Source organism: Vibrio sp. NH-UV-68 (genome assembly GCF_042940635.1).
Classification (GTDB): Bacteria; Pseudomonadota; Gammaproteobacteria; order Enterobacterales; family Vibrionaceae; genus Vibrio; species Vibrio pacinii.
This window is the reverse complement of sequence record NZ_CP134975.1, coordinates 1,932,047-1,954,206: the sequence shown is the minus strand read 5'-3', so window position 1 is coordinate 1,954,206 and position 22,160 is coordinate 1,932,047. Positions and strand designations below refer to the sequence as shown.

Below are 22,160 nucleotides of genomic sequence, written 5' to 3'. Positions count from 1 at the left end.
ATTGCAAAAGAAAAATAAGCACTTCTATGTCTCTGAATCAAGACGAAACTACTTGGCAAACCTTTAAACGCTTGTGGACCTACATCCGCTTATACAAAGCTGGTCTTGCGGTCGCGGTTGTTGCATTGATTATCAATGCGGTGGCTGATACCTACATGGTTTCTTTGCTTAAGCCACTTCTCGATGAAGGCTTTGGCGATGCAGAATCGAACTTTTTACGCATCTTACCTTTTATTATTTTCGGTATGATGGTGGTACGCGGGCTAAGTGGCTTTGTCTCGACCTACTGCCTTAGCTGGGTATCTGGCAACGTTGTCATGAAGATGCGTCGAGCCATCTTTAACCAATTTATGCATATGCCAGTGTCCTACTTTGATAAAGAGTCGGCAGGCGGATTACTATCACGCATTACTTATGACTCTGAGCAAGTGGCAGGTGCGACCAGCCGTGCCTTGGTCAGTATTGTACGTGAAGGGGCAAGTATCGTTGGCTTATTAGTGCTGATGTTTTGGAATAGCTGGGAGCTATCCTTGGTCTTGTTCGTTGTCGCCCCTCTTGTGGCATGGGGTATTGGTGTTGTTTCTAAGCGTTTTCGTAAGATTTCTAGAAACATGCAAGAAACGATGGGTTTTGTCACCTCTTCCGCTGAGCAGATGTTAAAGGGCCACAAAGTGGTCTTGAGCTATGGCGGTCAGCACGTTGAAACAGAGCGCTTTGACAACGTTAGTAACCAAATGCGTCAACAGTCGATGAAGCTAGTTGCAGCGCAAGCTATCGCAAACCCAGTGATCCAGTTAATTGCTTCGATTGCTCTTGTCGTGGTGCTGTTTTTAGCCAGCGTTGACTCAATACGTAGCGAACTAACTCCTGGTACTTTTACGGTTGTTTTCTCGGCGATGTTTGGCCTTATGCGCCCGCTTAAAGCACTAACTAACGTCACTTCAGATTTTCAGCGTGGTATGGCAGCTAGCCAAACTTTGTTTGCTCTGATGGATTTGGATACAGAGAGAGACAATGGCAAGTACCAAACTGACAAAGTACGCGGCGATATTGAAGTCAAAGATGTGACCTTTACTTATGCTGGTAAAGAGAAGCCAGCGCTCAATAATGTCAGTTTCAAAATTCCTCAAGGTAAAACTGTCGCTTTGGTTGGCCGCTCGGGCTCGGGTAAAAGTACCATTGCGAATTTATTTACCCGTTTTTACGACGTCGACACTGGAGCAATTTACCTTGATGAGCACGATATTCGTGATTACACCTTAAGTAATTTACGTTCCCATTTTGCGTTGGTTTCGCAAAACGTTCATCTGTTTAACGATACCATTGCTAATAACATCGCTTATGCAGCGACAGAAAAGTACAGTCGTGAACAAATCGAACATGCCGCGCGTTTGGCTCACGCAATGGACTTTATCGAATCGATGGATAAGGGTTTAGATACCGTCATCGGTGAAAATGGTGCCAGTTTGTCTGGTGGGCAACGTCAACGGATTGCGATAGCTCGTGCTTTGCTGCGTGATGCGCCAGTGTTAATTTTAGATGAGGCAACGTCTGCGCTCGATACCGAATCAGAAAAAGCGATTCAATCAGCACTCGATGAGTTACAGAAAAACAAAACAGTATTGGTGATTGCTCACCGTCTGTCGACCATCGAAAGTGCGGATGAAATATTAGTCGTAGATGAAGGCGAAATTGTTGAACGCGGCAGTCACAGTGAGTTAATTAACAAAGATGGCGCATACGCCCAGCTTCATCGTATTCAGTTTGGTGCTTAACCTTGATTGAGAAGATCTGGTTTGAGAATTCGCCGTTAAAATACCTGTTATGGCCACTTCTGTGGCCGCTAAGCCAGTTGTTTGCTGTGATCAGTCAAGCACGTCGACGTCAGTATCAAGGCGGAGCAAAACCGACCTATCGGGCGCCTGTTCCTGTGGTGGTGGTAGGCAATATTACCGCGGGTGGCAATGGTAAAACCCCGGTAGTAATTTGGCTTGTGGAGCAATTACAACAGCTAGGTTACCGACCAGGAGTAGTTTCACGCGGCTATGGCGCCAAGGCACCGAGTTATCCATTAACGGTAAGCCACGATACATCAACCAAACATTGTGGTGACGAACCTAAGCTGATACACAAACGTACCTCAGCGCCAGTGGCTGTTTCGCCTCAAAGAAGTGATGCAGTCAAAGCGTTACTGCCTTTGGGTGTTGATATCATTATTACTGATGATGGATTACAGCACTATGCGTTAGAGCGAGATGTTGAAATTGTTGTGGTTGATGGTGCACGTCGCTTTGGCAACCAATCACTGCTTCCACTTGGACCTTTGCGTGAACCGGTGCAACGATTACTAGAAGTCGACTTGGTCATTACTAACGGTGGTCAAGCCGAAGATGGCGAGCTTGCGATGACACTTGCGCCAACCCAAGCGGTTAACATGGTGACAGGTCAGCAAGTTGATGTGACTGAGTTAGATGAAGGCCTGGTTGCCATGGCAGGAATTGGTCATCCGCCGCGCTTTTTTAATACGCTCGAACAACTTGGTGCGGATCTGAAATACACTCAAGGCTTTGCCGATCATAAAGATTTTGAACCGTTACAGTTAGATGCTTTGGCGGCGAAAGGTAAGCATCTCATCATGACTGAGAAAGATGCCGTAAAATGTACGAATTACGCGAAAGATAATTGGTGGTACCTGCCTGTCACTGCACAGTTTAGCCAGCTCGACCAATCGCGGATTCTCAATAAGATAAAAGAGGTTAAGGAAAAGTATGGATCACCGTCTGCTTGAGATTGTTGCCTGCCCTGTATGTAAAGGCAAACTCACATTTGATAAAGATAAGCAAGAGCTTGTGTGTAAATTTGATCGCCTCGCTTACCCGATTAAAGAAGGCATTCCCGTACTTTTAGAGCCTGAAGCGCGCAAAGTGAGCATGGACGAGGGCAGGTAATGTCATTTACTGTTGTTATTCCGGCGCGTTACCAATCAACGCGGTTACCTGGTAAGCCTCTTGCTGACATTGGTGGTAAGCCTATGATTGAGTGGGTCTACGCCCAAGCCATTCAAGCGGGAGCAGAAAACGTCATCATCGCGACGGATGATCATCGAGTAGAGCAAGCAGTGAAAGGGTTTGGTGGCCAAGTTTGTATGACTTCACCTAATCATGAATCTGGTACTGAACGTTTGGCCGAAGTGGTAAAAAAGATGGCCATACCTGACGAACATATTATCGTCAATGTTCAAGGAGATGAGCCATTGATTCCACCAAGCATTATTAGTCAAGTGGCGGAAAACTTGGCCAACAGCCAAGCGCCGATGGCAACACTTGCGGTGGAAATTACCGATCAAGCCGAAGTGTTCAACCCCAATGCGGTGAAAGTGTTAACGGATAAAGACGGTTATGCGATGTACTTTAGCCGCGCAACCATTCCTTGGGATCGTGATAATTTTGCGAGTAACGATAAAGTCATTGCGCAGCCTCTGATGCGTCATATCGGCATTTATGCTTATCGCGCAGGTTTTATTAATACGTACATCAACTGGCAGCCAACCGCCCTTGAGAAAATTGAGTGCTTAGAGCAGCTACGTGTACTTTGGTACGGTGAAAAAATTCATGTGGCGGTGGCCAAACAAGCACCAGCCGCCGGCGTAGATACGCCTGAAGACCTAGAAGTAGTTAGAAACATTATCGCCAACCAATAAACCAAAGGCCCTACATTAGGGCCTTTCTCGTCATATTAGATTTTAGCGTCATAGTCGCCACGTTTTGGGCACGCCCCAAGAATTTCACGACGCCCGGTCTCTTTGACTTCTTCAAGTACGACATCAAAACCCCATAAACGATAAAGGTGTTTAAGCACTTGCTCGTAACTGTCGTCAAGAGGGATCCTATCATGTGGCACATACTGCAAGGTTAGCGAACGATCGCCGCGCACATCGACATTGTAAACCTGAATGTTTGGCTCTAAGTTACTCAAGTTATACTGCGCGGCTAATTTTTCGCGTATTGCTTTGTAGCCGACATCATTGTGAATGGCACTGACCTCGATAAAGTTCTTGCGGTCATCGTCTACGATGGCAAACAGCTTAAAGTCACGGATGATTTTTGGTGACAAATATTGGCTAATAAAACTTTCATCCTTAAAGTTCTGCATGGCAAAGTGCACCGCATCTAGCCAATCGGTTCCTGCAAGATCGGGGAACCACTCTCTGTCCTCATCGGTCGGATTTTCACAAATACGACGAATATCTTGGAACATAGCAAAACCTAGCGCATAAGGGTTGATACCACTGAAGTACTGACTGTTGTATGGAGGTTGCGCGACGACGCTGGTATGGCTGTGTAAAAACTCCAGAATAAATCTGTCTGTCACGAGCCCATCGTCATAAAGGTGGTTCAGTATGGTGTAGTGCCAGAATGTTGCCCAACCTTCGTTCATCACTTGGGTTTGTTTCTGCGGATAAAAATACTGACTCACTTTTCGTACAATACGGACTATCTCACGCTGCCACGATTCAAGCAAAGGCGCATGCTTTTCAATAAAGTAGAGAATGTTCTCTTGCGGCTCTGAGGGAAAACGAGCTTTTTCATTCTCGGCTTCGACTTTCGATTTAGGAACTGTGCGCCACAAATCGTTTACCTGTGATTGCAAATAGCTCTCGCGTTCTTCTTGGCGTAACTTTTCTTCGGCGATAGAAATTTTTTCAGGTCGTTTGTAGCGGTCCACGCCAAAATTCATTAATGCATGACAGGAGTCCAACAGTTCTTCAACTTCCTTAACGCCGTATTTTTGTTCACATTCTGCAATGTACTTCTTGGCGAACAGCAGATAATCAATGATAGAACTTGCATCGGTCCAAGTTTGGAACAGATAGTTGCCCTTAAAGAAAGAGTTGTGGCCGTAGCAAGCATGGGCCATCACTAAGGCCTGCATGGTGACAGTATTTTCTTCCATCAAGTAGGCAATACAAGGATCGGAGTTAATCACAATCTCATAAGCTAAGCCCATTTGACCATGTTTGTAGCCTTGTTCGGTCTGAATGAACTTTTTACCAAATGACCAGTGGTTATAGTTGATGGGCATACCGATACTTGAATAGGCATCCATCATTTGTTCAGAAGTGATCACCTCAATTTGATTGGGGTAGCTATCTAAACGGTAGTGCTCCGCGACTCGTTTTATTTCAACGTGGTAACGCTCGAGTAGATCAAATGTCCAATCTGGACCGTCAGGCAATGCTTTGCTCTTCGTCGGCTTTTTCGTTTTGGTTGTTGTCATACCGCCTCCCTAAGCGTGCTCTTTTTTGAAAAGCTCTCTAAAGACAGGGAAAATATCCTCAACCGCGCGGATGTTTTTCATCGCGAAGTTTGGGAAATCCCCTTCGAGTTTCTCGTACTCGTGCCATAAGGTTTGATGCGAACGGCGAGTGATTTCTATGTATGAGTAGTATTGGCAGTTTGGCAGTAGATGTTTGGTCAGAAGCTCGCGACAACGAGGCGAATCATCGGCCCAGTTATCTCCATCGGAAGCTTGCGCAGCGTATATGTTCCATTCACCGGTTGGGTAACGCTTGGCAATGATTTCGTTCATTAATTTCAGTGCACTGGATACGATGGTGCCACCAGTTTCTTGCGAATAGAAGAACTCGTGTTCATCGACCTCTTTGGCTTGGGTATGGTGGCGGATAAACACCACATCAACGTTTTCATAAGTTCGAGTCAGGAACAAATACAACAACACGTAAAAACGTTTGGCAATGTCTTTGGTGGCTTGATCCATTGACCCAGACACATCCATCAGGCAGAACATCACGGCTTGGCTGGATGGGATAGGGCGGCGCTGATAATTCTTAAAGCGCAGATCGAAGGTATCGATGAAAGGTACAGTCTGAATTTTATGCCGCAGTACCTTTATCTCCTCTTGTATCCGTTGCTCTTCAAGAAGCTGAGCCGGCTCAGACATCTTAACGCGATCCAACTCTTGCTCTAGCTCGTGTAACATACGTTTTTTGCCCGCTGTCATTGCGGTACGTCGGGCCAGTGATTGCTGCAGTGATTTCACGATCGCAATATTGGCGGGAACCCCCGCAGTTTGATAACCAGCGCGATGAGTTTTCCATTCAGTAATTTTGTTGACTTGATTCTTTTCTAAATTGGGTAGCTCTAGGTCTTCGAACAAAATATCGAGGTACTCATCTTTAGATATTTGGAACACAAATTCATCTTGGCCTTCACCATCTTGGCTCGCTTCACCTTCACCTGAGCCTCCACCTTGACCACCGCCCTTGGGACGTTCGATTTTGTCGCCAGTGCTAAATTGGTCATTACCTGGGTGGACACGTTCTTTCAGGCCGCCTTTACCTTGATGAAAGACGGGCTCATTAATGTCTTTGTGAGGAATTGAGACATCTTCCCCTGTCTCTGTATTTGTGATTGAACGTCGATTTACTGCGTCTGCCACAGATTCTTTGATCTTCTCTTTGTGGCGGCGTAAAAAGCGCTGGCGGTTTACAGCACTCTTATTTTTGCCGTTCAGTCGTCGGTCAATAAATTGCGCCATGAGTCACCCCTTATCTCGCACACGCCTTAATCTAAAGGCAGCCATAATTACTTCTTCCCATCCACCTATGTTTTGTTAGGTGGATGGGCATGGGCTAAAACATTGCTATTACGACGATTTACGTACGCGAAGATACCACTCAGACAGCAGGCGAACTTGCTTCTCTGTGTAGCCTTTTTCCATCATACGTGCGACAAAGTCATCGTGTTTTTTCTGATCTTCAGAAGATGTTTTAGCGTTAAACGAGATGACAGGAAGTAACTCTTCTGTATTGGAGAACATTTTCTTCTCAATCACAGTGCGCAGTTTCTCGTAACTGGTCCAAAGTGGATTGGTACCATTGTTATTCGCTCGTGCGCGGAGAACGAAGTTAACAATTTCGTTACGGAAGTCTTTCGGGTTACTGATGCCGGCGGTTTTCTCGATTTTTTCTAACTCATTGTTCAATGCTGACCGGTCGAATAGTTGACCTGTTTCAGGGTCGCGGTACTCTTGGTCCTGAATCCAGAAATCAGCGTATGTCACATATCGGTCAAAGATGTTTTGGCCATATTCTGAGTAGGACTCTAAGTAAGCGGTCTGAATCTCTTTACCAATAAACTCGACATAGCGAGGTACTAGGTAACCTTTTAAGAACTCAAGGTATCGTTCTGCGGTTTCCTGTGGGAACTGCTCGCGTTCGATCTGTTGTTCAATGACATAGAATAGGTGTACAGGGTTTGCGGCAACTTCGGTTTGGTCGAAGTTGAATACGCGCGACAAAATCTTAAAGGCGAAGCGGGTTGAAAGCCCAGACATCCCTTCGTCTACACCCGCAAAGTCACGGTACTCTTGGTAGCTTTTTGCTTTCGGGTCGGTGTCTTTCAATGTTTCACCATCATAAACGCGCATTTTCGAGAAAATGGACGAGTTTTCAGGATCTTTTAGGCGCGACAGAATACTGAACTGCGATAGTAGCTCAAGTGTACTTGGTGAACATGGTGCTTTTGACAGCTCGGAATGGTCGAGCAGTTTTTGATAAATTTTAACCTCTTCGGAGACGCGAAGACAGTAAGGAACTTTGACGATATACACCCGATCGAGGAAGGCTTCATTGTTTTTGTTATTGCGGAACGTTTGCCATTCCGATTCATTCGAGTGGGCGAGAATCATGCCGTCAAATGGCAGCGCTGACAGACCTTCAGTACCGTTATAGTTGCCTTCTTGAGTCGCTGTTAATAGTGGGTGTAGAACTTTAATTGGCGCTTTGAACATCTCGACAAATTCCATCAAGCCTTGGTTGGCTCGACATAAAGCGCCTGAATAGCTGTACGCATCAGGATCATTTTGTGAAAAATGCTCAAGCTGTCGGATGTCAACTTTACCGACCAACGATGAGATATCTTGGTTATTTTCATCACCGGGTTCGGTTTTGGCTATCGCGAGTTGATCAAGTATTGACGGTTTTACTTTGACCACTTTAAATTTTGAAATGTCGCCACCAAACTCGTGTAATCGTTTTGCCGCCCACGGTGACATAATGGAACGTAAATAGCGTTTATCGATGCCGTACTCTTTTTTAAGTAAGTCACCGTCTTCGCTGACGTCAAATAGGCAAAATGGATGGTCATTAACTGGGCTGCGTTCGCCGTTGGCTGACAAGACGTAAATCGGAACTTGCTGCATTAACGCTTTGAGTTTTTCTGCGAGTGACGATTTACCACCGCCGACAGGGCCGAGTAAATAAAGAATTTGTTTGCGCTCTTCTAGGCCTTGGGCTGCATGCTTTAGATAAGACACGATTTGCTCAATCGCTTCTTCCATACCATAGAAATCTTTAAACGTTTGGTAACGTGAGATGACTCGGTTGGAGAAAATACGGCTCAAGTGTGGGTCTTGAGCTGTATCAATGAGCTCTGGCTCTCCGATCGCCATCAGCAATCGTTCTGCTGCGTTAGCGTAGGCACTCTTATTGTCTTTACAAAGAGCTAGAAAATCTTGCAGCGATAATTCCTCGTCCTTGGAGGCTTCGTAGCGCGCTTGGAAATGGTCGAAAATACTCATAATGAATTCCCCTCTGAACTTGTCGAACTGACAATAAACCCGCATAGAAAAGCAAATCCTTTCTCATTTAATCCTAGTTGGTTTTTAGAATTCTGCTTAAAAAATATGTGTTTAATTGCAATTTGTGATTGAGAGCGAGTTGTACGATAACGACAATTTTTCTTCTTGGTCGTCACCTATTTAGCTGATCAATTGTTGTGCTTACAACCATGGTCAATTAGGTGATGCTAATTCTGGATTAGTCACTGCTTCTATCGACAATTGGCCATTCAAACTTACTGCCTTATTCGACTTTCTACGTGACAACGCGCCAATTAGATTCAGTTGGAGACAGAAGAAGTGTGGTTAATGTGAAACTTTGTGAGTAATAAGTAGTTGCCCAAAAATGCATTTAACTTCTATATTCAAACACTGAATCGCCAACTTTCGAGCTAGATCATGATTTATTTTTAACCACGAAATATAATATCGTCGATTAATGATTGATCACATAAATAAAACAAGTGAACTGAGTATGTTAAAAAAACTATCGCTAAAAAATAAGCTCGCTATTTCTGCGAGTCTTGCCATAGTCGTCGGGGGACTGTTGGTTGAAGGGCTGTCTTTTCGGGCGGCGCTAGAACGTTTGGATGTGGAGGTGCAACAACGCTTGCAAAGTACCACTTCATCCTATAACCAGTATGTATCAGACTGGATCGTATCTAAAGAACGTTCTTTGACTTCCCTTTCACAAGAATCAAAAAAAGAGGCCATTGTTACTCACTTGCAGCAAGTCAAAAATTCTGCAGGCTTTGACAATGTGTTTCTTGCCTATCCAGATGGCAGTCAAGATAACGCCAATGGTGTTGTATTACCGCCAGGTAATGATGACCCAAGAAAGTGGGGCTGGTACACCAATGCCGTCAAGCAGCCAAGTAAAGTCTTTATGGACAATCCAACGGTTGCGGCTGCGACAGGCGCCAATGTGGTTTCTTTAGGCAAAGCGCTCAACCTACACGGACAGCAAGTTGTGCTAGGGGCCGATGTTGAAATTACTGACATTGTTGGTGGAATCGAAAAAGTTATTTTACCAGGCGATGGCTACATGTTTATCGCCAACCAACAAGGCAATATCTATGTTCACCAGAATACCAAGCTGCTGAATCAGCCTATAAGTGAGTTGGGTTTAACGGTTTCGACAATTAAGCAAGCGGCTTCAAGTGGCGAAGATATCTATGTTGATGTGTTAGGACATGAATCTGTTGTTTATGCTGAAAACATTGGTGATACAGGCTTAATAACGGTTGTGGTTGTTGATTATCAATCGTTGGTTTCGCCGATATTTAGCGCGGTTTGGGGCCAGCTATTGGTTACGGGTGTCGTCGTGATCATCTGTATTTTGTTGTTCAATCTGCTTTGTAACATCTTATTCCGTCCGTTAAATAACGTTTCTTCGGCACTTGAGCAGATCGCGAATGGTAGTGGTGACTTAACCCAACGTATCGAGGTTGAGTCGAACGATGAAGTGGGAAAACTTGCCCATAACTTCAATACTTTTGTTGATAGTTTACAGCAACTGATAGGCCATGTGCGTGAGCAATCTTATCAGCTCAACCAGCAGTCTGAGTTGAGTACCAGTCGCGCACAAGGTGCCGTGGATGAAATCAATCATCAGCAACAAGAAATTACCATGGTCGCAACGGCCGTTACTGAGCTTGCCAGTGCGACCCAAGAGATCGCTTCTCATGCCGAGCGTACCGCGCAAGCGGCGCATGACTCAACGTCAAGTACTGATAACGGCCGCACATTGGTTGAGCAAACGAAAGGGTCGATAAACAAATTAGCCAGTGAGCTTCAAAGTGCGAGCGACGTTGTCGGTGAGCTTGAGCGACATGGCCAAGAGATTTCGAGCGTACTATCAACGATTCAAGGGATTGCTGAGCAAACCAATTTACTGGCGCTTAACGCTGCCATTGAAGCGGCGCGTGCAGGTGAGCAAGGTCGAGGCTTTGCGGTTGTGGCGGATGAAGTGCGAGTGCTATCGCAACGAACACACTCATCGACTGAAGAGATCAACAAAACCATTGCAGTACTGCAAGATACTACGGCACGTGCGGTTTCTATTATGAGTAATAGTGCAGAACTGGCGAATCATTCGGTGACTGATGCGGATCGCGCAGCCAGTGCATTGGCTGAAATTAGTTCGGCGGTGACTTTGATTAGTGATATGGCAACGCAAATTGCAACTGCGGCAGAAGAGCAAACTCATGTGACGAGCGAAATTACCCAGAACATTACGTCGATTAAAGATGTTGCCGACCAATTGGTCGTCGGTGCCAATGAAAGTTCTGAAGGGGCTCAACAAGTCAAGAGTCAAGCGGAGGCATTAAGCGCCAAAGTGGCGACGTTTAAGCTCTCTTGATGCTAACGCCTCGGTTAATATTGAGAGTGATATATTAATATTGAAGGCTATATAAACAACGGGGCCAAAATGGCCCCGTTCTGTTATCGCTCTAGATTATTAAGCGTTAAAGATTTGCTTTAGCTCATTAGCACACAAATGGTACTGTCTTGGGCAGTTGCGCCATGTTGACAGCATACGTCGGTATTTGTCTAACATTGGCATTTGTGCGTTAAAGTGATGATCGCCTTTGCTAAATTGTGGATATAGGCCTTCTGAATCGATCAGGAAGCGGACATAATTGACAAGTTGAGCCTCAGAGGCGATATCAAAACCGAGGAAAGACAGACGACGTTGGTCTACTTCTTTTTGCTCTTGCTCAGCGAGCATTTTGGTGGATTCTTGCATCGCATGATACATTTCCATGATGTCGATTACTTCACGACATTCAGCTTCAATTAAACAGCCAAAGTCTTTATTGAATTCGCTCATTTGTAGTTCATAGCCACGTTCAACAATGGTCTGTAAACGCTGGTATTTTGCCGCGTTTTCTGGGTCCATTTGTGACATTAAGTAATACTGATTAGATAAAATCAGACGTTGAGCGTTAGTCATTTCCATAGTGGCCTCACTAATACAATCTAATACATTTTTAATGTGCTTAGGTTATCGTTTCTTTGCGCATTGAAACATGATCTCAACACCTATTTAATATGAAAAGCACACCAAGATAGCACGTTTTTTCAGTCGTCTTTATGATAGTGATTATAGATGTAATCGCGATCAGAAAAGACACGAAGTAGTTCGGGTTTGAACACGGTCAGCATTGCTATCGCCATGCCATTGAGCAGCCCCTCGGGAAACGCAAGTAGAGGCGTGAACAGTAGATAATTGTCAAAAATGGTTGGCCAATCAAGATCGGTGGCCAGAAGGTAATAGCCTGAATTGATCAGTAGATGTAAGGTACCCGTCAGCGATCCATTAAGAAAACCCGCGACAAAAATAAACACAAAGATGTTTCGTGGTAAGTAGTGGTAACTAAGCAGAAAAATGGCGTAACTTATAGCAATGGGGAGCAGCGCTGAAAAAACCAAAAATTGGGGAAGAGCAGTCCATGCTAATGAACCAAATAGGGTCATCAACAGCACAATGGCAATGGACAAAGCAAACGCACTGCGCCATCCGTACATCAAGGTAAGTGCCGTTAAGCCGAGAAAATGTATCGAGAGGTTTTCTTTAACGCCAGCCTCAGCTGACCACAGCACCGAAAATATCAAGATGGTGGCGAAGGTAATGTGCTGAAAAGTGCGTTCTGTTTTCAGCTTAGTCAGTAGAACTTGAGTGAGGTCGCGCCAAGAAAGTACAACCGCAAGCAACACCACGATTAAGCAAAATAAACCATTAAGACTCACACAGACCTCAAAAAAAAATACCAACTCGACGTTGGTATTTTTTACGACTTTGTTACCTTTTGGTATCAGTATTTTACATTAGAGTGATATTGATCGAGTATTGACACGATATGGTCCATCGACTCTTTTGATGGTGGATTGACACCCTCTAGTGGATATTCGACACCGAGCGCTTCCCATTTATGCGCGCCAAGCTTGTGGTATGGTAAAAGCTCAACCTTCTCAATGTTGTCCATATCCTTGATAAAATCACCCAACATGTGCACGGCTTGATCATCATCGGTATACCCAGGCACAACGACGTAACGGATCCAGGTTTTTTGGCCTATCTTATGTAGATAACGGGCAAAATCCAGTGTTCGCTTGTTCGATACGCCGATGAAGTCATGGTGTATCTCATCGTTCATATGTTTGAGATCTAGCATCACAAGATCGGTTGCAGCGAGTACTTCATCAACAACGTCAGTGTGTTTACGAATATAGCCATTGGTATCAAGACAAGTGTGGATACCTTCGGCTTGTGCTGCACGGAAAAAATCACGCACAAACTCAGGTTGTAACATCGCTTCACCGCCGGAGCAGGTGATGCCGCCACCAGAGGCTTTCATAAAGTGGCGATAAGACTTAGCCTCGCGAATGATCTCTTCAACGGTCACTTCTTTGCCGCTATGAGTATCCCAAGTATCTCGATTGTGGCAATACATACAACGCATTAGACAGCCTTGCATAAACACAATAAAGCGAATTCCAGGTCCGTCTACCGTTCCGCATGATTCAAAAGAATGAATTCGACCAGTTGTTGACATGTGCTCATCTCGTCTTAGTTATTTGTCCGTTATTTTATTACAAAAGGTAGGGATAAAATAGGTTTTCTCGGTTTCGTCACAAAGAAAACAGCAATTGGGGAAAAGTGAGTTTATTTGCTAAAATTATGTTATAAAAATGTACAAACAATATAAATAATTATAGCGAATGACGTTCGCCGTCTGGCAAGGTGTTAAACATCTGATTGTTGCTAAAGGACTTTTAATATGGATATGCTTGCGCTTTCGCAAAAACAGAAGGTGACTCTGTTTTTGCTTGTACTTACGATAGGATTTGCTTCACTCGCCTTTTTTACCTCTGATCGATTGTCTCAAATGAAAAGTCACTACCACAGTAGTGCTGAGATAGCCGCAGGCTCTTTGTCTATATACCAAACGCAAAGCCATATCTTGGCCTTGGGGGGCGAACTAGATAGCATGACTGGAGCTAAGGTTCCAGCGACACTAGCCCGTATTGATGACATCGTCGTATCGATTGGTAAAGACTCACAGTTTCTGAGCCAAGTAGGGTTAGTCTCTCAAGCTGAGCAACTTACGCAAAGTGTGCTTGACTTCAAAGATGCGGTATCACCTTGGCTATCGATGAAGCAAGAGCTCGGTTTTAATATTGACGAAGGTAAGCTTGGCCAAATGAAGCAATTGGCCGCGACGATTGAACAAAAAATCGCTGAAACAGGCATGGTGACACTCAATTCAGACTTCCAAGCCATGGTTAAGGCTCAGCAGAACTACTTGTTGCAGCCAACAGAAGAGAACTTAAAACTGTTTAATCGAGCTATGGGGGCGTTTGAAAGTATGTCAAACGTCTACGCGATGCTTGATCTTTATGAACAAGAGATTGAACAGTATAAACAAACCTTTGTTGGTGTCAGTGAGTTATCAAAGCAGTTAAACGCTATCGAACAACAAGTGAACTCTACCAAAGTTAATATGACGCAATTGATTGGTTCGATTACTTCGGATCTTGGCGGGATCAGTGCTCGCTATCAAAATGTGGCGGAAAATACCTCTCAGCAAACCTTGTGGTCAATTCTGGTTGCCTGCGTAATTTTGGCCGTGTTTACTATTACTATTTCAGCGTTACAGAGCGCGTCTTTATCTCGCTCGTTAAATCGCACCAAAGAGATTTTGTACAGTTTGTCTACTGGCGATCTTTCTCAACGTATGGTTCAGAGCCAAAATCCCAATGATGAGTTCAACCAGTTGGCTACGAGCATTAATCAAGGATGTGAAAATCTCGGCGAGTTGGTCTCTGGTGTGCAAAATAGCAGTTTAGCTTTGTCGAGTAATGCGGCAGAGCTCAATCAAGGCCTAGATAGACTCGCTCATAACCAATCGGAAGTGTTGGGGCAAACTCAACTGTTAGCTTCTGCGACAGAAGAAGTCAGCGTGACTACGCAAGAGGTATCCAATTCGCTTGAATTTGTTGCAGAGATCAGTCGTTCGTCGACTCATGCGGCAGAAGAGGGGGCGAAAGTGATTGGTTCCGCTATTAGCTCTTTAGAAGAGGTTGGATCTATTATGACCTCAGCGGCTGGCCACATCAATCAGTTAGAAGAAGCCTCATCTAAAGTCGATTCGGTGATGGATATCATCAATGGCATTGCAGAACAAACTAACTTACTTGCGTTGAATGCGGCGATAGAAGCGGCGCGTGCAGGTGAGCAAGGACGCGGCTTTGCCGTGGTTGCCGATGAAGTGCGTAGTTTGGCGGTGAGAACGGTCGATGCGGTATCGGAAATCTCTGGGACCATCGATACGATGAAAAAAGAGAGCGCCGAAGTGATTCAGTATATCGGTCAATCAGAGTCTTCGATGAAGACAGGACGTGAACGCGGTCAACAAGCCATGGATGCGCTAAAACTCATCACAGAAAAAGCCGATGAAGCGTCTCATCAAACGGAAGTTATTTTTACCTCGATTAAAGAGCTCGCCACGACCAGTCAATCGATGGCAGACAACATGACACAGATCTCGTCGGCAATGAAAGAACTTGAAGAAAATAACGAACAGTTACGAAATGTCAGTGGGGTGGTAGAGCAGCGGTCTGACAGCCTCAACCAAGACTGTCAGAAGTTCACCATCTAGGCTGGTTTAGAAGAAAGCATAAAGAGCCAAGGCGCCAGTTCCGTATATTGATTCTTGCGCTTCTTTGTAATCAGGTGTTTTGGCTGTCGCAGAAAGTGTTGCGCCAAAACTTTGGTTATACCAAGCAAAACCCGCAACGGCACTCGCTTGAGTCTTGTCTAAGTTCACATTGTAAATATTTGGGTCTTCGCTCTGGCTGATGGCGTACTTATTGACACCTGAACGTTCACCTTCGATGGTGATATCATTAAAGCGATAACGTGCCTCAATCCCGGTAAAGACAAACCACCCGCCTTGGGAGCCTGCTAACATGCTGGCTCTAAAAGGGTTTTCATTATCAATATTTGCAGCGCCCATGCTGCCACCTAAATCAGCCCCCCAACGGAACATGAGTCCAGTTGAAACATCACTGCGGAAATTACCAGCGTTAAGCTCAGAAACATTGGATATTTCCCAATCGGTATTGGCAATTGAGCGCTGACGCCACAAATTGAAGTGGCTTAAGTAGCCGATGCTGGCGACGAACTTATCGTCAATTTGGTATGCCCAGCCTTGTGGTTCATCTGAACCAGTAATTCCATGTACGATATCTTGAGCTTGGTCTGCTAAGGAGCTTTCGCCTGTCGTGCCTAGCGTCAGATTAAACCGCTGTGCTTGCTGTGGATTGAGGCTGATATAGTTGAATTCAGTATGCAGGAACCCAGCATATGGTCGGTCGTTAGCCAGTGGCGCCGTTGCTTCGATATCGGATGGTGTGTACATCTTGTGGCCAAGAACAAATTCAAATTTATCCAACGATGCAGCCCCCCAGAAAGAGAGACTGAGCGGTTCAAATAATCGATATGGAGTGATAGATCCAGTCGCGTAGCTTAAAAATAATCCATTGGTGTAATCTTGATCGACGCCAAATATGCCATCGTTATCGATAGAAAAAGAAACGGTGGATTTGTCAGACGCAACACTTGCAGCGGAGGCAAGTAATAGCGGCAAAATATAGATGTGGTTCGACTTCATAATACTACGCTTAACTCAATTAGATAGTTGATAATACAAGATTAATTGAATTAGATGGTAGCGAGTTATCTAGCAGTGAAGGGGATTTGTGCAGTAAGTCGACTAAATTAGGTCGGTTGTTAGGTAAAAATAATAAAGCCCCGCTTTGAGCGGGGCTTTGTCAATCATTTAAACCGAGATTATAGAGACTCAGTAAATGTACGTGCGATTACGTCAGCTTGTTGCTCTGCAGTTAGAGAGTTGAAGCGAACAGCGTAACCTGAAACACGGATTGTTAACTGAGGGTATTTCTCAGGGTGCTTAACAGCGTCTTCTAGAGTGTCACGGTTAAGAACGTTAACGTTAAGGTGTTGACCACCTTCGATGCCAGCTTCGTGGTGGAAGTAACCATCCATTAGACCTGCAAGGTTAGCACGTTGTGAGCCTTCATCTTTACCTAAAGCATTAGGTACGATAGAGAAGGTGTAAGAAATACCATCTTGTGCATCAGCGAACGGTAGTTTAGCCACTGAAGTTAGTGACGCTACCGCGCCTTTCTCATCACGACCGTGCATTGGGTTTGCACCAGGAGCGAAAGGAGCACCAGCACGACGACCATCTGGAGTGTTACCCGTTTTCTTGCCGTATACCACGTTCGAAGTGATAGTCAGGATAGACTGAGTAGGGATAGCGTCACGGTACATCTTAAGCTTACGGATTTTACCCATGAAAGTAGAAACAAGTTCACATGCGATATCATCTACACGAGCGTCATTGTTACCAAATTTAGGGTAATCGCCTTCGATAACGAAATCAGTTGCAATACCGTCTTCATCACGAACAGGTTTAACCGTTGCATATTTGATTGCAGACAGTGAGTCAGCAGCAACAGAAAGACCAGCAATACCACAAGCCATAGTACGACGAACATCACGATCGTGCAGAGCCATCAGAGACGCTTCGTAGCTGTACTTGTCGTGCATGTAGTGGATGCTGTTCAATGCAGTAACGTATTGCTTAGCTAGCCAATCCATGAATGTATCTAGACGAGCCATTACGTCTTCGTAGTTTAGAACCTCGTCAGTGACCTTGTCGCCAACTGGGCCAACTTGCATCTTAAGCTTCTCATCAACACCACCGTTGATTGCGTAAAGCATTGTCTTAGCAAGGTTCGCACGAGCGCCAAAGAACTGCATTTGCTTACCGACAATCATTGGAGATACACAACATGCGATTGCGTAGTCATCAGATTGTAGATCAGGACGCATTAGGTCGTCATTTTCGTACTGGATAGAAGAAGTATCGATAGACACTTTCGCACAGAACTTCTTAAAGCCTTCAGGAAGCTGTTCAGACCAAAGCACGGTAATGTTTGGCTCTGGAGAAGGTCCCATGGTGTATAGGCTGTTTAGGAAACGGAAGTTAGTACGTGATACTAATGTACGACCGTCAACACCCATACCACCCATTGACTCAGTTGCCCAAATTGGGTCGCCAGAGAAAAGCTCGTCATATTCAGGAGTACGTAGGAAACGAACCATACGTAGCTTCATGACAAAATGGTCAATCATTTCTTGAGCTTCAACTTCGGTGATCTTGCCAGCAGCGATATCACGTTCGATGAAGATATCTAGGAACGTAGAAGTACGACCTAGAGACATAGCGGCACCATTTTGTGACTTAACAGCAGCAAGGTAGCCGAAGTAAGTCCATTGGATCGCTTCTTGAGCAGTTTGAGCAGGCTCAGAGATGTCAAAACCGTATTTAGCGGCCATTTGTTTGATTTGACCAAGTGCACGATGTTGCTCTGCGATTTCTTCGCGAAGTTGCATCGTTGCCGTTAGGTCTTCACCATTTTCGAAACGTTCTTGAAGAGAAGTGAACTGAGCCAGCTTGTCCTTCATTAGGTAATCAATACCGTACAGTGCAACACGACGGTAGTCACCGATAATACGGCCACGGCCATACGCATCAGGAAGACCAGTCAGAACACCAGATTTACGACATTTCAAGATATCAGGCGTGTAGATATCGAATACGCCAGCGTTATGAGTTTTACGATATTCAGTGTAGATTTTAGAGATGCTTGGATCGAGTTCACGGTTGTATGCTTTACATGAACCTTCAACCATACGGATACCACCATTAGGGATGATAGCGCGCTTAAGTGGTTTCTCAGTTTGAAGACCTACGATGGTTTCTAGATCTTTCTCAATGTAGCCTGCATCGTGAGCAGTGATGGTAGAGATAACATCAGTATCAAAATCTACAGGTGCTTTAGTCGCGTTTTCCTGTTTGATACCTTCCATTACCTTAGCCCAAAGCACGTTAGTTGCTTCAGTGCCTTCAGAAACTAGGAAAGATTCATCGCCTTCATATGGCGTATAGTTCTTTTGAATGAAATCACGAACGTTTACTTCGTTTTGCCAATCACCTTCAGCAAAACCTTCCCAAGCTTTAGCAAATTGCTCTGCCATGACATACCTACCTTTTTAGTAGAAAAAACACGTACCTAATCAAACCGTTGAGTTAGTTAGACCCTCGAAAATTGAGGCGGTACACTCTTATGAATAACAATATGTATAGTCTTTAATTTCGGTTATCGATAGTGAGAACAAACTATAAATATTGTGACTGTATTTATTAGCTTAGATAACAGAGTAAACTAAAAAATTTTTATAAACCTTAAACTAAATCAATAAATGCACTTTTTGCTAAAATTTTTTGAAATAAATCCCTTGATACTAAAAAAAAGTTGAGGACCAAAGCGATCCTCAACTTTTTGAGTCACTTATAGGAAGGCTGGAATGCCGTATTGACCTTCAAGCATACCCACCGCAAGCATTGCTACTAAACAGATAACAAATACACCGACTGGAATAATGATTTTATCTGCGAAAGATAAGCGGGAAGCGCGTTCTTTGTCACCAATTAAGCCATTGTTGTCTAGGAACATAGTAAGTGCCCATGCAAGTACAGGGTTAGCTACAACGGATGCAAAGATACAAATACCAGCTGCCTGTGAATCTCTTGTTTCTTTAACCATCTGCATACCAGCTTCAAGCAGCGGTAAGAAGACACCGACCAGAAGAGCGACACGCATTACAGGAGGCCACACCGCGACATCCATTGGGAAGCCCAAAATAGCCACGATGATACACAGTGAACCAAGCAAAATCGCGCCCGCAGGAATAGGTCGTTTCGCGATCGCTGCAGGGATCATGTAGGTCCCCCAAGAAGAAGTGATGTTACCACCACCTACAGCAGTACCGACCATTTGACGAATAGAACACATGGTCATGGTGTCATCGACATCCATCAGAACTTTTTCAGTCTTACGTGGGTAGTTCAGCTCTTGGAAAATACGGTGACCAAGGAAGTCTGGAGACCACATTGCAACTGCCAGAATAGCAAATGGTAAAGAGGCAATAAAGTGCTGCAGATTTGGAAGACCAAGCATCCAGCCTTGCTCTGTGCTACCCCACCAATAAACAGGGTTAAGGTTTGGAAGCCCCATTTCGGTTTCAAAGGTGAGGTCAAAACCAGCACCTAGGCCAAGCGCAAGAATAAGACCCGTGATCGCACAGACAGGAATCGCCAGCCAACGCTTATTCACTTTGGCTAAGTAAGCATATACGGCGATGTTGATGCCCAATACCACGAGGCCAACATAACCCATACTACCGGCGGCAACTTCGGTTGACTGCAAGCCTACTGCCCAATCTTGAATTGAACCAATCTGGCTCATCGTCCCAGTAAAACCTAAGAAGATCAATAAGCCGCCAGCGGTACCTTGAGACGTAAGATTAACGAGTTTGGAACCGCCTTTGAAGTAGCTTAACAACAAACCAAACACACCGAGCAAAATGGCTAGAGCTAAAGGGTGGGCGCCTGCAAGTGCGATAGAGCCGATAAGCGGAATCATTGGACCGTGGTTACCAGCAAGGTTTGCTCGCGGGTTAATAAATCCTGAAGCAAGGATACAGAATAGCAATGCTGGGATTAGCATTTCTACTCGTGCGACCTCGATAGCGAATTCTTTGCCTAAGTTAACGTGGTCCCATGCTGCAGTGAGACCATCAGCCCAAGACATCATGACCGCCGAGTACATGGCGATAATACCAATGGTACCCGCCAGTGCTGGCACGAGATCTTCAAGCTCAAAACGGAAATCACGACCTGGTAGGTTCAATCCGAAGCGACGTGGCTTCATGATTTGTAGTTCGTGGTCTAGATAGTCTGAACGGTTTGCAAACTCAGAAGCTGGGCGGTGAAGCTCTTGATAGCTCTTGTTTTCGATATCCGAATCAGAGTGCGGTTGTTTTACTGCGTCTGACATAGATTCCTCATATTCAAAAATGTTAATAATTCATCAAAGAACGACCCGATTGTTATTGTGTGTCGGTCATTCAGTAAAAACCTGGTCCTAGTATCGCTTCCTGCAGTTGACTCTGGTCTGCCTTGATTAGCCTTACCTTACCCTTTTGTAGCGCAATGTCCATGTGCTAGAGCATAGAGGATTGAAAGACAAAAAGAGAGGCTATTGAGGCTTTTATCTCTTGGCCGAGTTTAACGTGCTAACCCTAAGGAGTGATTGATTTAGATCACTTTATGAAAGGTTGTGAAAGAAAACTACACAACAATCTATTTACAGGTTAAACAAGGCGATATCCGGTGAAACAAATTTTCAAATTGTTTATTTAATTAGCGATATTCAATGTGTTACCTCGGTAATTGTTAGGTAGTGACTACCTTGATTGAGTGAGATCTTGTTTTTATAAAAATGTTAATACAGAGGTTGGGGGGATAATTTGCTGTTAAAAAGGTTTTATGCGAGATATAGAGCTTTTTTGACTGTTTAATGCATTATTACTCATATTAATTGGCTATATATTGCTGATTTATAGGTTAATAATTTGTTGCATGTTGGGCGGTGGAGTGCTAATTTGTATCGCAATGTGGGTGGAACCCAACAGAAACCAATCGGTATATGCGAGTGATTGGGCATAATAAAGACAGGGAGTAATAGCGCATGAAAGATGTACCAGCGCTGGACATAAAAGAACTGCATAAAACATTTGGACAAAATGAAGTTTTAAAGGGCATCTCATTAGAAGCCCACAAAGGGGACGTAATTTCCATTATCGGTTCATCCGGTTCTGGTAAAAGCACTTTTCTAAGATGTATTAATCTACTCGAAACGCCAACCGCTGGAGAAATTTGGGTCGATGGTGAATTGATTCAAATGAAAAACAATCGCCAAGGCGAAGCCGTTCCTGCCAATGAAAAGCAAGTACAACGCATCCGTTCTCGTTTGGCGATGGTATTCCAAGGTTTTAATCTTTGGTCGCACATGACGGTGCTAGAAAACGTCATCGAAGCACCAGTACACGTTCTTGGTGTGCCGAAAGCCCAAGCTATAGAAAACGCCGAAGTATTGCTGAAAAAAGTCGGCTTGTATGAGCGTAAAGACTACTACCCAGGCCACCTTTCTGGCGGGCAACAGCAGCGTGCTGCTATCGCTCGCGCACTCGCTGTCGACCCTGAAGTGATGTTATTTGATGAACCAACCTCTGCCCTTGACCCCGAACTCGTGGGTGAGGTGTTAGGCGTTATGCGCGATCTAGCAGAAGAAGGACGCACCATGCTTGTGGTTACCCATGAAATGGCGTTTGCTCGTGACGTCTCAAACCATGTAATGTTTTTGCATCAAGGATTAGTAGAAGAGCAAGGTGATCCTGCGAAACTATTTACTAACCCTGATTCAGAGCGCTTGCAACAGTTTATCTCTTCGATTTATTAATCGCCGCAGTGCGGCAAACACAACAACTAAGCTAAAATAAAAAATCCCAATCACAGGAG

Annotated in this window: 16 protein-coding genes; 7 read left to right on the top strand and 9 right to left on the bottom strand. The window is 44.6% G+C overall.

What is annotated here, in order from left to right; all coding sequences use genetic code 11:
- Window positions 1–26 precede the first annotated feature (26 nt).
- The 4 genes from msbA to kdsB are packed head-to-tail and all read left to right on the top strand — an operon-like array spanning window position 27 to window position 3,700.
- Window positions 27–1,775, top strand: coding sequence for a lipid A ABC transporter ATP-binding protein/permease MsbA (gene msbA / locus ViNHUV68_RS08885; RefSeq protein ID WP_038172717.1), 1,749 nt, complete (start codon window positions 27–29; stop codon window positions 1,773–1,775).
- A 2-nt stretch (window positions 1,776–1,777) separates the two neighbouring features.
- Entirely contained in the window at window positions 1,778–2,788 is a 1,011-nt protein-coding gene (lpxK, locus tag ViNHUV68_RS08880; protein ID WP_038172716.1) for a tetraacyldisaccharide 4'-kinase, read from the top strand.
- Entirely contained in the window at window positions 2,769–2,948 is a 180-nt protein-coding gene (locus tag ViNHUV68_RS08875) for a Trm112 family protein (RefSeq protein WP_391087485.1), read from the top strand. Before lpxK ends, ViNHUV68_RS08875 begins: the two co-directional genes overlap by 20 nt.
- Window positions 2,948–3,700 (top strand): 3-deoxy-manno-octulosonate cytidylyltransferase, encoded by a 753-nt coding sequence (kdsB, locus tag ViNHUV68_RS08870; RefSeq protein ID WP_391087482.1) that lies wholly within the window; start codon window positions 2,948–2,950, stop codon window positions 3,698–3,700. Before ViNHUV68_RS08875 ends, kdsB begins: the two co-directional genes overlap by 1 nt.
- A gap of 35 nt (window positions 3,701–3,735) precedes the next feature.
- On the opposite strand, the gene ViNHUV68_RS08865 is transcribed toward kdsB, so the two are convergent.
- From ViNHUV68_RS08865 to ViNHUV68_RS08855, 3 genes are all read right to left on the bottom strand, one after another.
- Window positions 3,736–5,277, bottom strand: coding sequence for a SpoVR family protein (locus ViNHUV68_RS08865; RefSeq protein WP_038172710.1), 1,542 nt, complete (start codon window positions 5,275–5,277; stop codon window positions 3,736–3,738).
- A 9-nt stretch (window positions 5,278–5,286) separates the two neighbouring features.
- Complete coding sequence (locus ViNHUV68_RS08860) at window positions 5,287–6,558, bottom strand: DUF444 family protein (RefSeq protein ID WP_391087479.1); 1,272 nt, start codon at window positions 6,556–6,558, stop codon at window positions 5,287–5,289.
- A gap of 108 nt (window positions 6,559–6,666) precedes the next feature.
- The gene (locus ViNHUV68_RS08855; RefSeq protein ID WP_038172706.1) at window positions 6,667–8,601 is read right to left on the bottom strand and encodes a PrkA family serine protein kinase; all 1,935 of its coding nucleotides are present in this window, start codon (window positions 8,599–8,601) and stop codon (window positions 6,667–6,669) included.
- A 514-nt stretch (window positions 8,602–9,115) separates the two neighbouring features.
- Between ViNHUV68_RS08855 and ViNHUV68_RS08850 the strand changes: the two genes are divergently transcribed.
- Entirely contained in the window at window positions 9,116–11,002 is a 1,887-nt protein-coding gene (locus tag ViNHUV68_RS08850) for a methyl-accepting chemotaxis protein (RefSeq protein WP_391087475.1), read from the top strand.
- 99 nt (window positions 11,003–11,101) lie between these two features.
- On the opposite strand, the gene ViNHUV68_RS08845 is transcribed toward ViNHUV68_RS08850, so the two are convergent.
- From ViNHUV68_RS08845 to pflA, 3 genes are all read right to left on the bottom strand, one after another.
- Window positions 11,102–11,602 (bottom strand): YfbU family protein, encoded by a 501-nt coding sequence (locus ViNHUV68_RS08845; protein WP_038172702.1) that lies wholly within the window; start codon window positions 11,600–11,602, stop codon window positions 11,102–11,104.
- A gap of 122 nt (window positions 11,603–11,724) precedes the next feature.
- Complete coding sequence (locus ViNHUV68_RS08840; RefSeq protein ID WP_391087473.1) at window positions 11,725–12,393, bottom strand: energy-coupling factor ABC transporter permease; 669 nt, start codon at window positions 12,391–12,393, stop codon at window positions 11,725–11,727.
- 65 nt (window positions 12,394–12,458) lie between these two features.
- Window positions 12,459–13,199 carry a pyruvate formate lyase 1-activating protein gene (gene pflA / locus ViNHUV68_RS08835; protein WP_038172698.1) on the bottom strand — a complete coding sequence of 247 codons (741 nt, stop codon included), beginning with the start codon at window positions 13,197–13,199 and terminating at the stop codon, window positions 12,459–12,461.
- Window positions 13,200–13,424: 225 nt separating this feature from the next.
- Between pflA and ViNHUV68_RS08830 the strand changes: the two genes are divergently transcribed.
- Window positions 13,425–15,305 (top strand): methyl-accepting chemotaxis protein, encoded by a 1,881-nt coding sequence (locus ViNHUV68_RS08830; protein WP_038172696.1) that lies wholly within the window; start codon window positions 13,425–13,427, stop codon window positions 15,303–15,305.
- Between the two features lie 6 nt (window positions 15,306–15,311).
- Here ViNHUV68_RS08830 and ViNHUV68_RS08825 read toward each other — a convergent pair whose 3' ends face one another.
- The 3 genes from ViNHUV68_RS08825 to ViNHUV68_RS08815 all read right to left on the bottom strand — a co-directional run bounded on the left by ViNHUV68_RS08825 (window position 15,312) and on the right by ViNHUV68_RS08815 (window position 20,637).
- Window positions 15,312–16,319, bottom strand: a complete 1,008-nt coding sequence (locus tag ViNHUV68_RS08825) for a lipid A-modifier LpxR family protein (RefSeq protein WP_391087469.1) — start codon at window positions 16,317–16,319, stop codon at window positions 15,312–15,314.
- 179 nt (window positions 16,320–16,498) lie between these two features.
- On the bottom strand, window positions 16,499–18,775 hold the full coding sequence (gene pflB, locus ViNHUV68_RS08820; protein ID WP_391087466.1) for a formate C-acetyltransferase: 2,277 nt from the start codon (window positions 18,773–18,775) through the stop codon (window positions 16,499–16,501).
- A gap of 314 nt (window positions 18,776–19,089) precedes the next feature.
- Window positions 19,090–20,637, bottom strand: coding sequence for a DUF3360 family protein (locus ViNHUV68_RS08815; protein WP_038172690.1), 1,548 nt, complete (start codon window positions 20,635–20,637; stop codon window positions 19,090–19,092).
- Window positions 20,638–21,330: 693 nt separating this feature from the next.
- Here ViNHUV68_RS08815 and ViNHUV68_RS08810 point away from each other — a divergent pair.
- A complete protein-coding gene (locus ViNHUV68_RS08810) occupies window positions 21,331–22,101 on the top strand; it encodes an ABC transporter ATP-binding protein (RefSeq protein ID WP_038172688.1) in 771 nt (256 codons plus the stop codon).
- Window positions 22,102–22,160: the final 59 nt, after the last annotated feature.

What these genes read in the sequence shown, in the direction of transcription:
- msbA (WP_038172717.1), top strand. Translation starts at nt 27, where the DNA reads ATGTCTCTGAATCAAGACGAAACTACTTGGCAAACCTTTAAACGCTTG.
- ViNHUV68_RS08875 (WP_391087485.1), top strand. Translation starts at nt 2,769, where the DNA reads ATGGATCACCGTCTGCTTGAGATTGTTGCCTGCCCTGTATGTAAAGGC.
- kdsB (WP_391087482.1), top strand. Translation starts at nt 2,948, where the DNA reads ATGTCATTTACTGTTGTTATTCCGGCGCGTTACCAATCAACGCGGTTA.
- ViNHUV68_RS08865 (WP_038172710.1), bottom strand. Translation starts at nt 5,277, where the DNA reads ATGACAACAACCAAAACGAAAAAGCCGACGAAGAGCAAAGCATTGCCT.
- ViNHUV68_RS08860 (WP_391087479.1), bottom strand. Translation starts at nt 6,558, where the DNA reads ATGGCGCAATTTATTGACCGACGACTGAACGGCAAAAATAAGAGTGCT.
- ViNHUV68_RS08855 (WP_038172706.1), bottom strand. Translation starts at nt 8,601, where the DNA reads ATGAGTATTTTCGACCATTTCCAAGCGCGCTACGAAGCCTCCAAGGAC.
- ViNHUV68_RS08850 (WP_391087475.1), top strand. Translation starts at nt 9,116, where the DNA reads ATGTTAAAAAAACTATCGCTAAAAAATAAGCTCGCTATTTCTGCGAGT.
- ViNHUV68_RS08845 (WP_038172702.1), bottom strand. Translation starts at nt 11,602, where the DNA reads ATGGAAATGACTAACGCTCAACGTCTGATTTTATCTAATCAGTATTAC.
- pflA (WP_038172698.1), bottom strand. Translation starts at nt 13,199, where the DNA reads ATGTCAACAACTGGTCGAATTCATTCTTTTGAATCATGCGGAACGGTA.
- ViNHUV68_RS08830 (WP_038172696.1), top strand. Translation starts at nt 13,425, where the DNA reads ATGGATATGCTTGCGCTTTCGCAAAAACAGAAGGTGACTCTGTTTTTG.
- ViNHUV68_RS08825 (WP_391087469.1), bottom strand. Translation starts at nt 16,319, where the DNA reads ATGAAGTCGAACCACATCTATATTTTGCCGCTATTACTTGCCTCCGCT.
- pflB (WP_391087466.1), bottom strand. Translation starts at nt 18,775, where the DNA reads ATGGCAGAGCAATTTGCTAAAGCTTGGGAAGGTTTTGCTGAAGGTGAT.
- ViNHUV68_RS08815 (WP_038172690.1), bottom strand. Translation starts at nt 20,637, where the DNA reads ATGTCAGACGCAGTAAAACAACCGCACTCTGATTCGGATATCGAAAAC.
- ViNHUV68_RS08810 (WP_038172688.1), top strand. Translation starts at nt 21,331, where the DNA reads ATGAAAGATGTACCAGCGCTGGACATAAAAGAACTGCATAAAACATTT.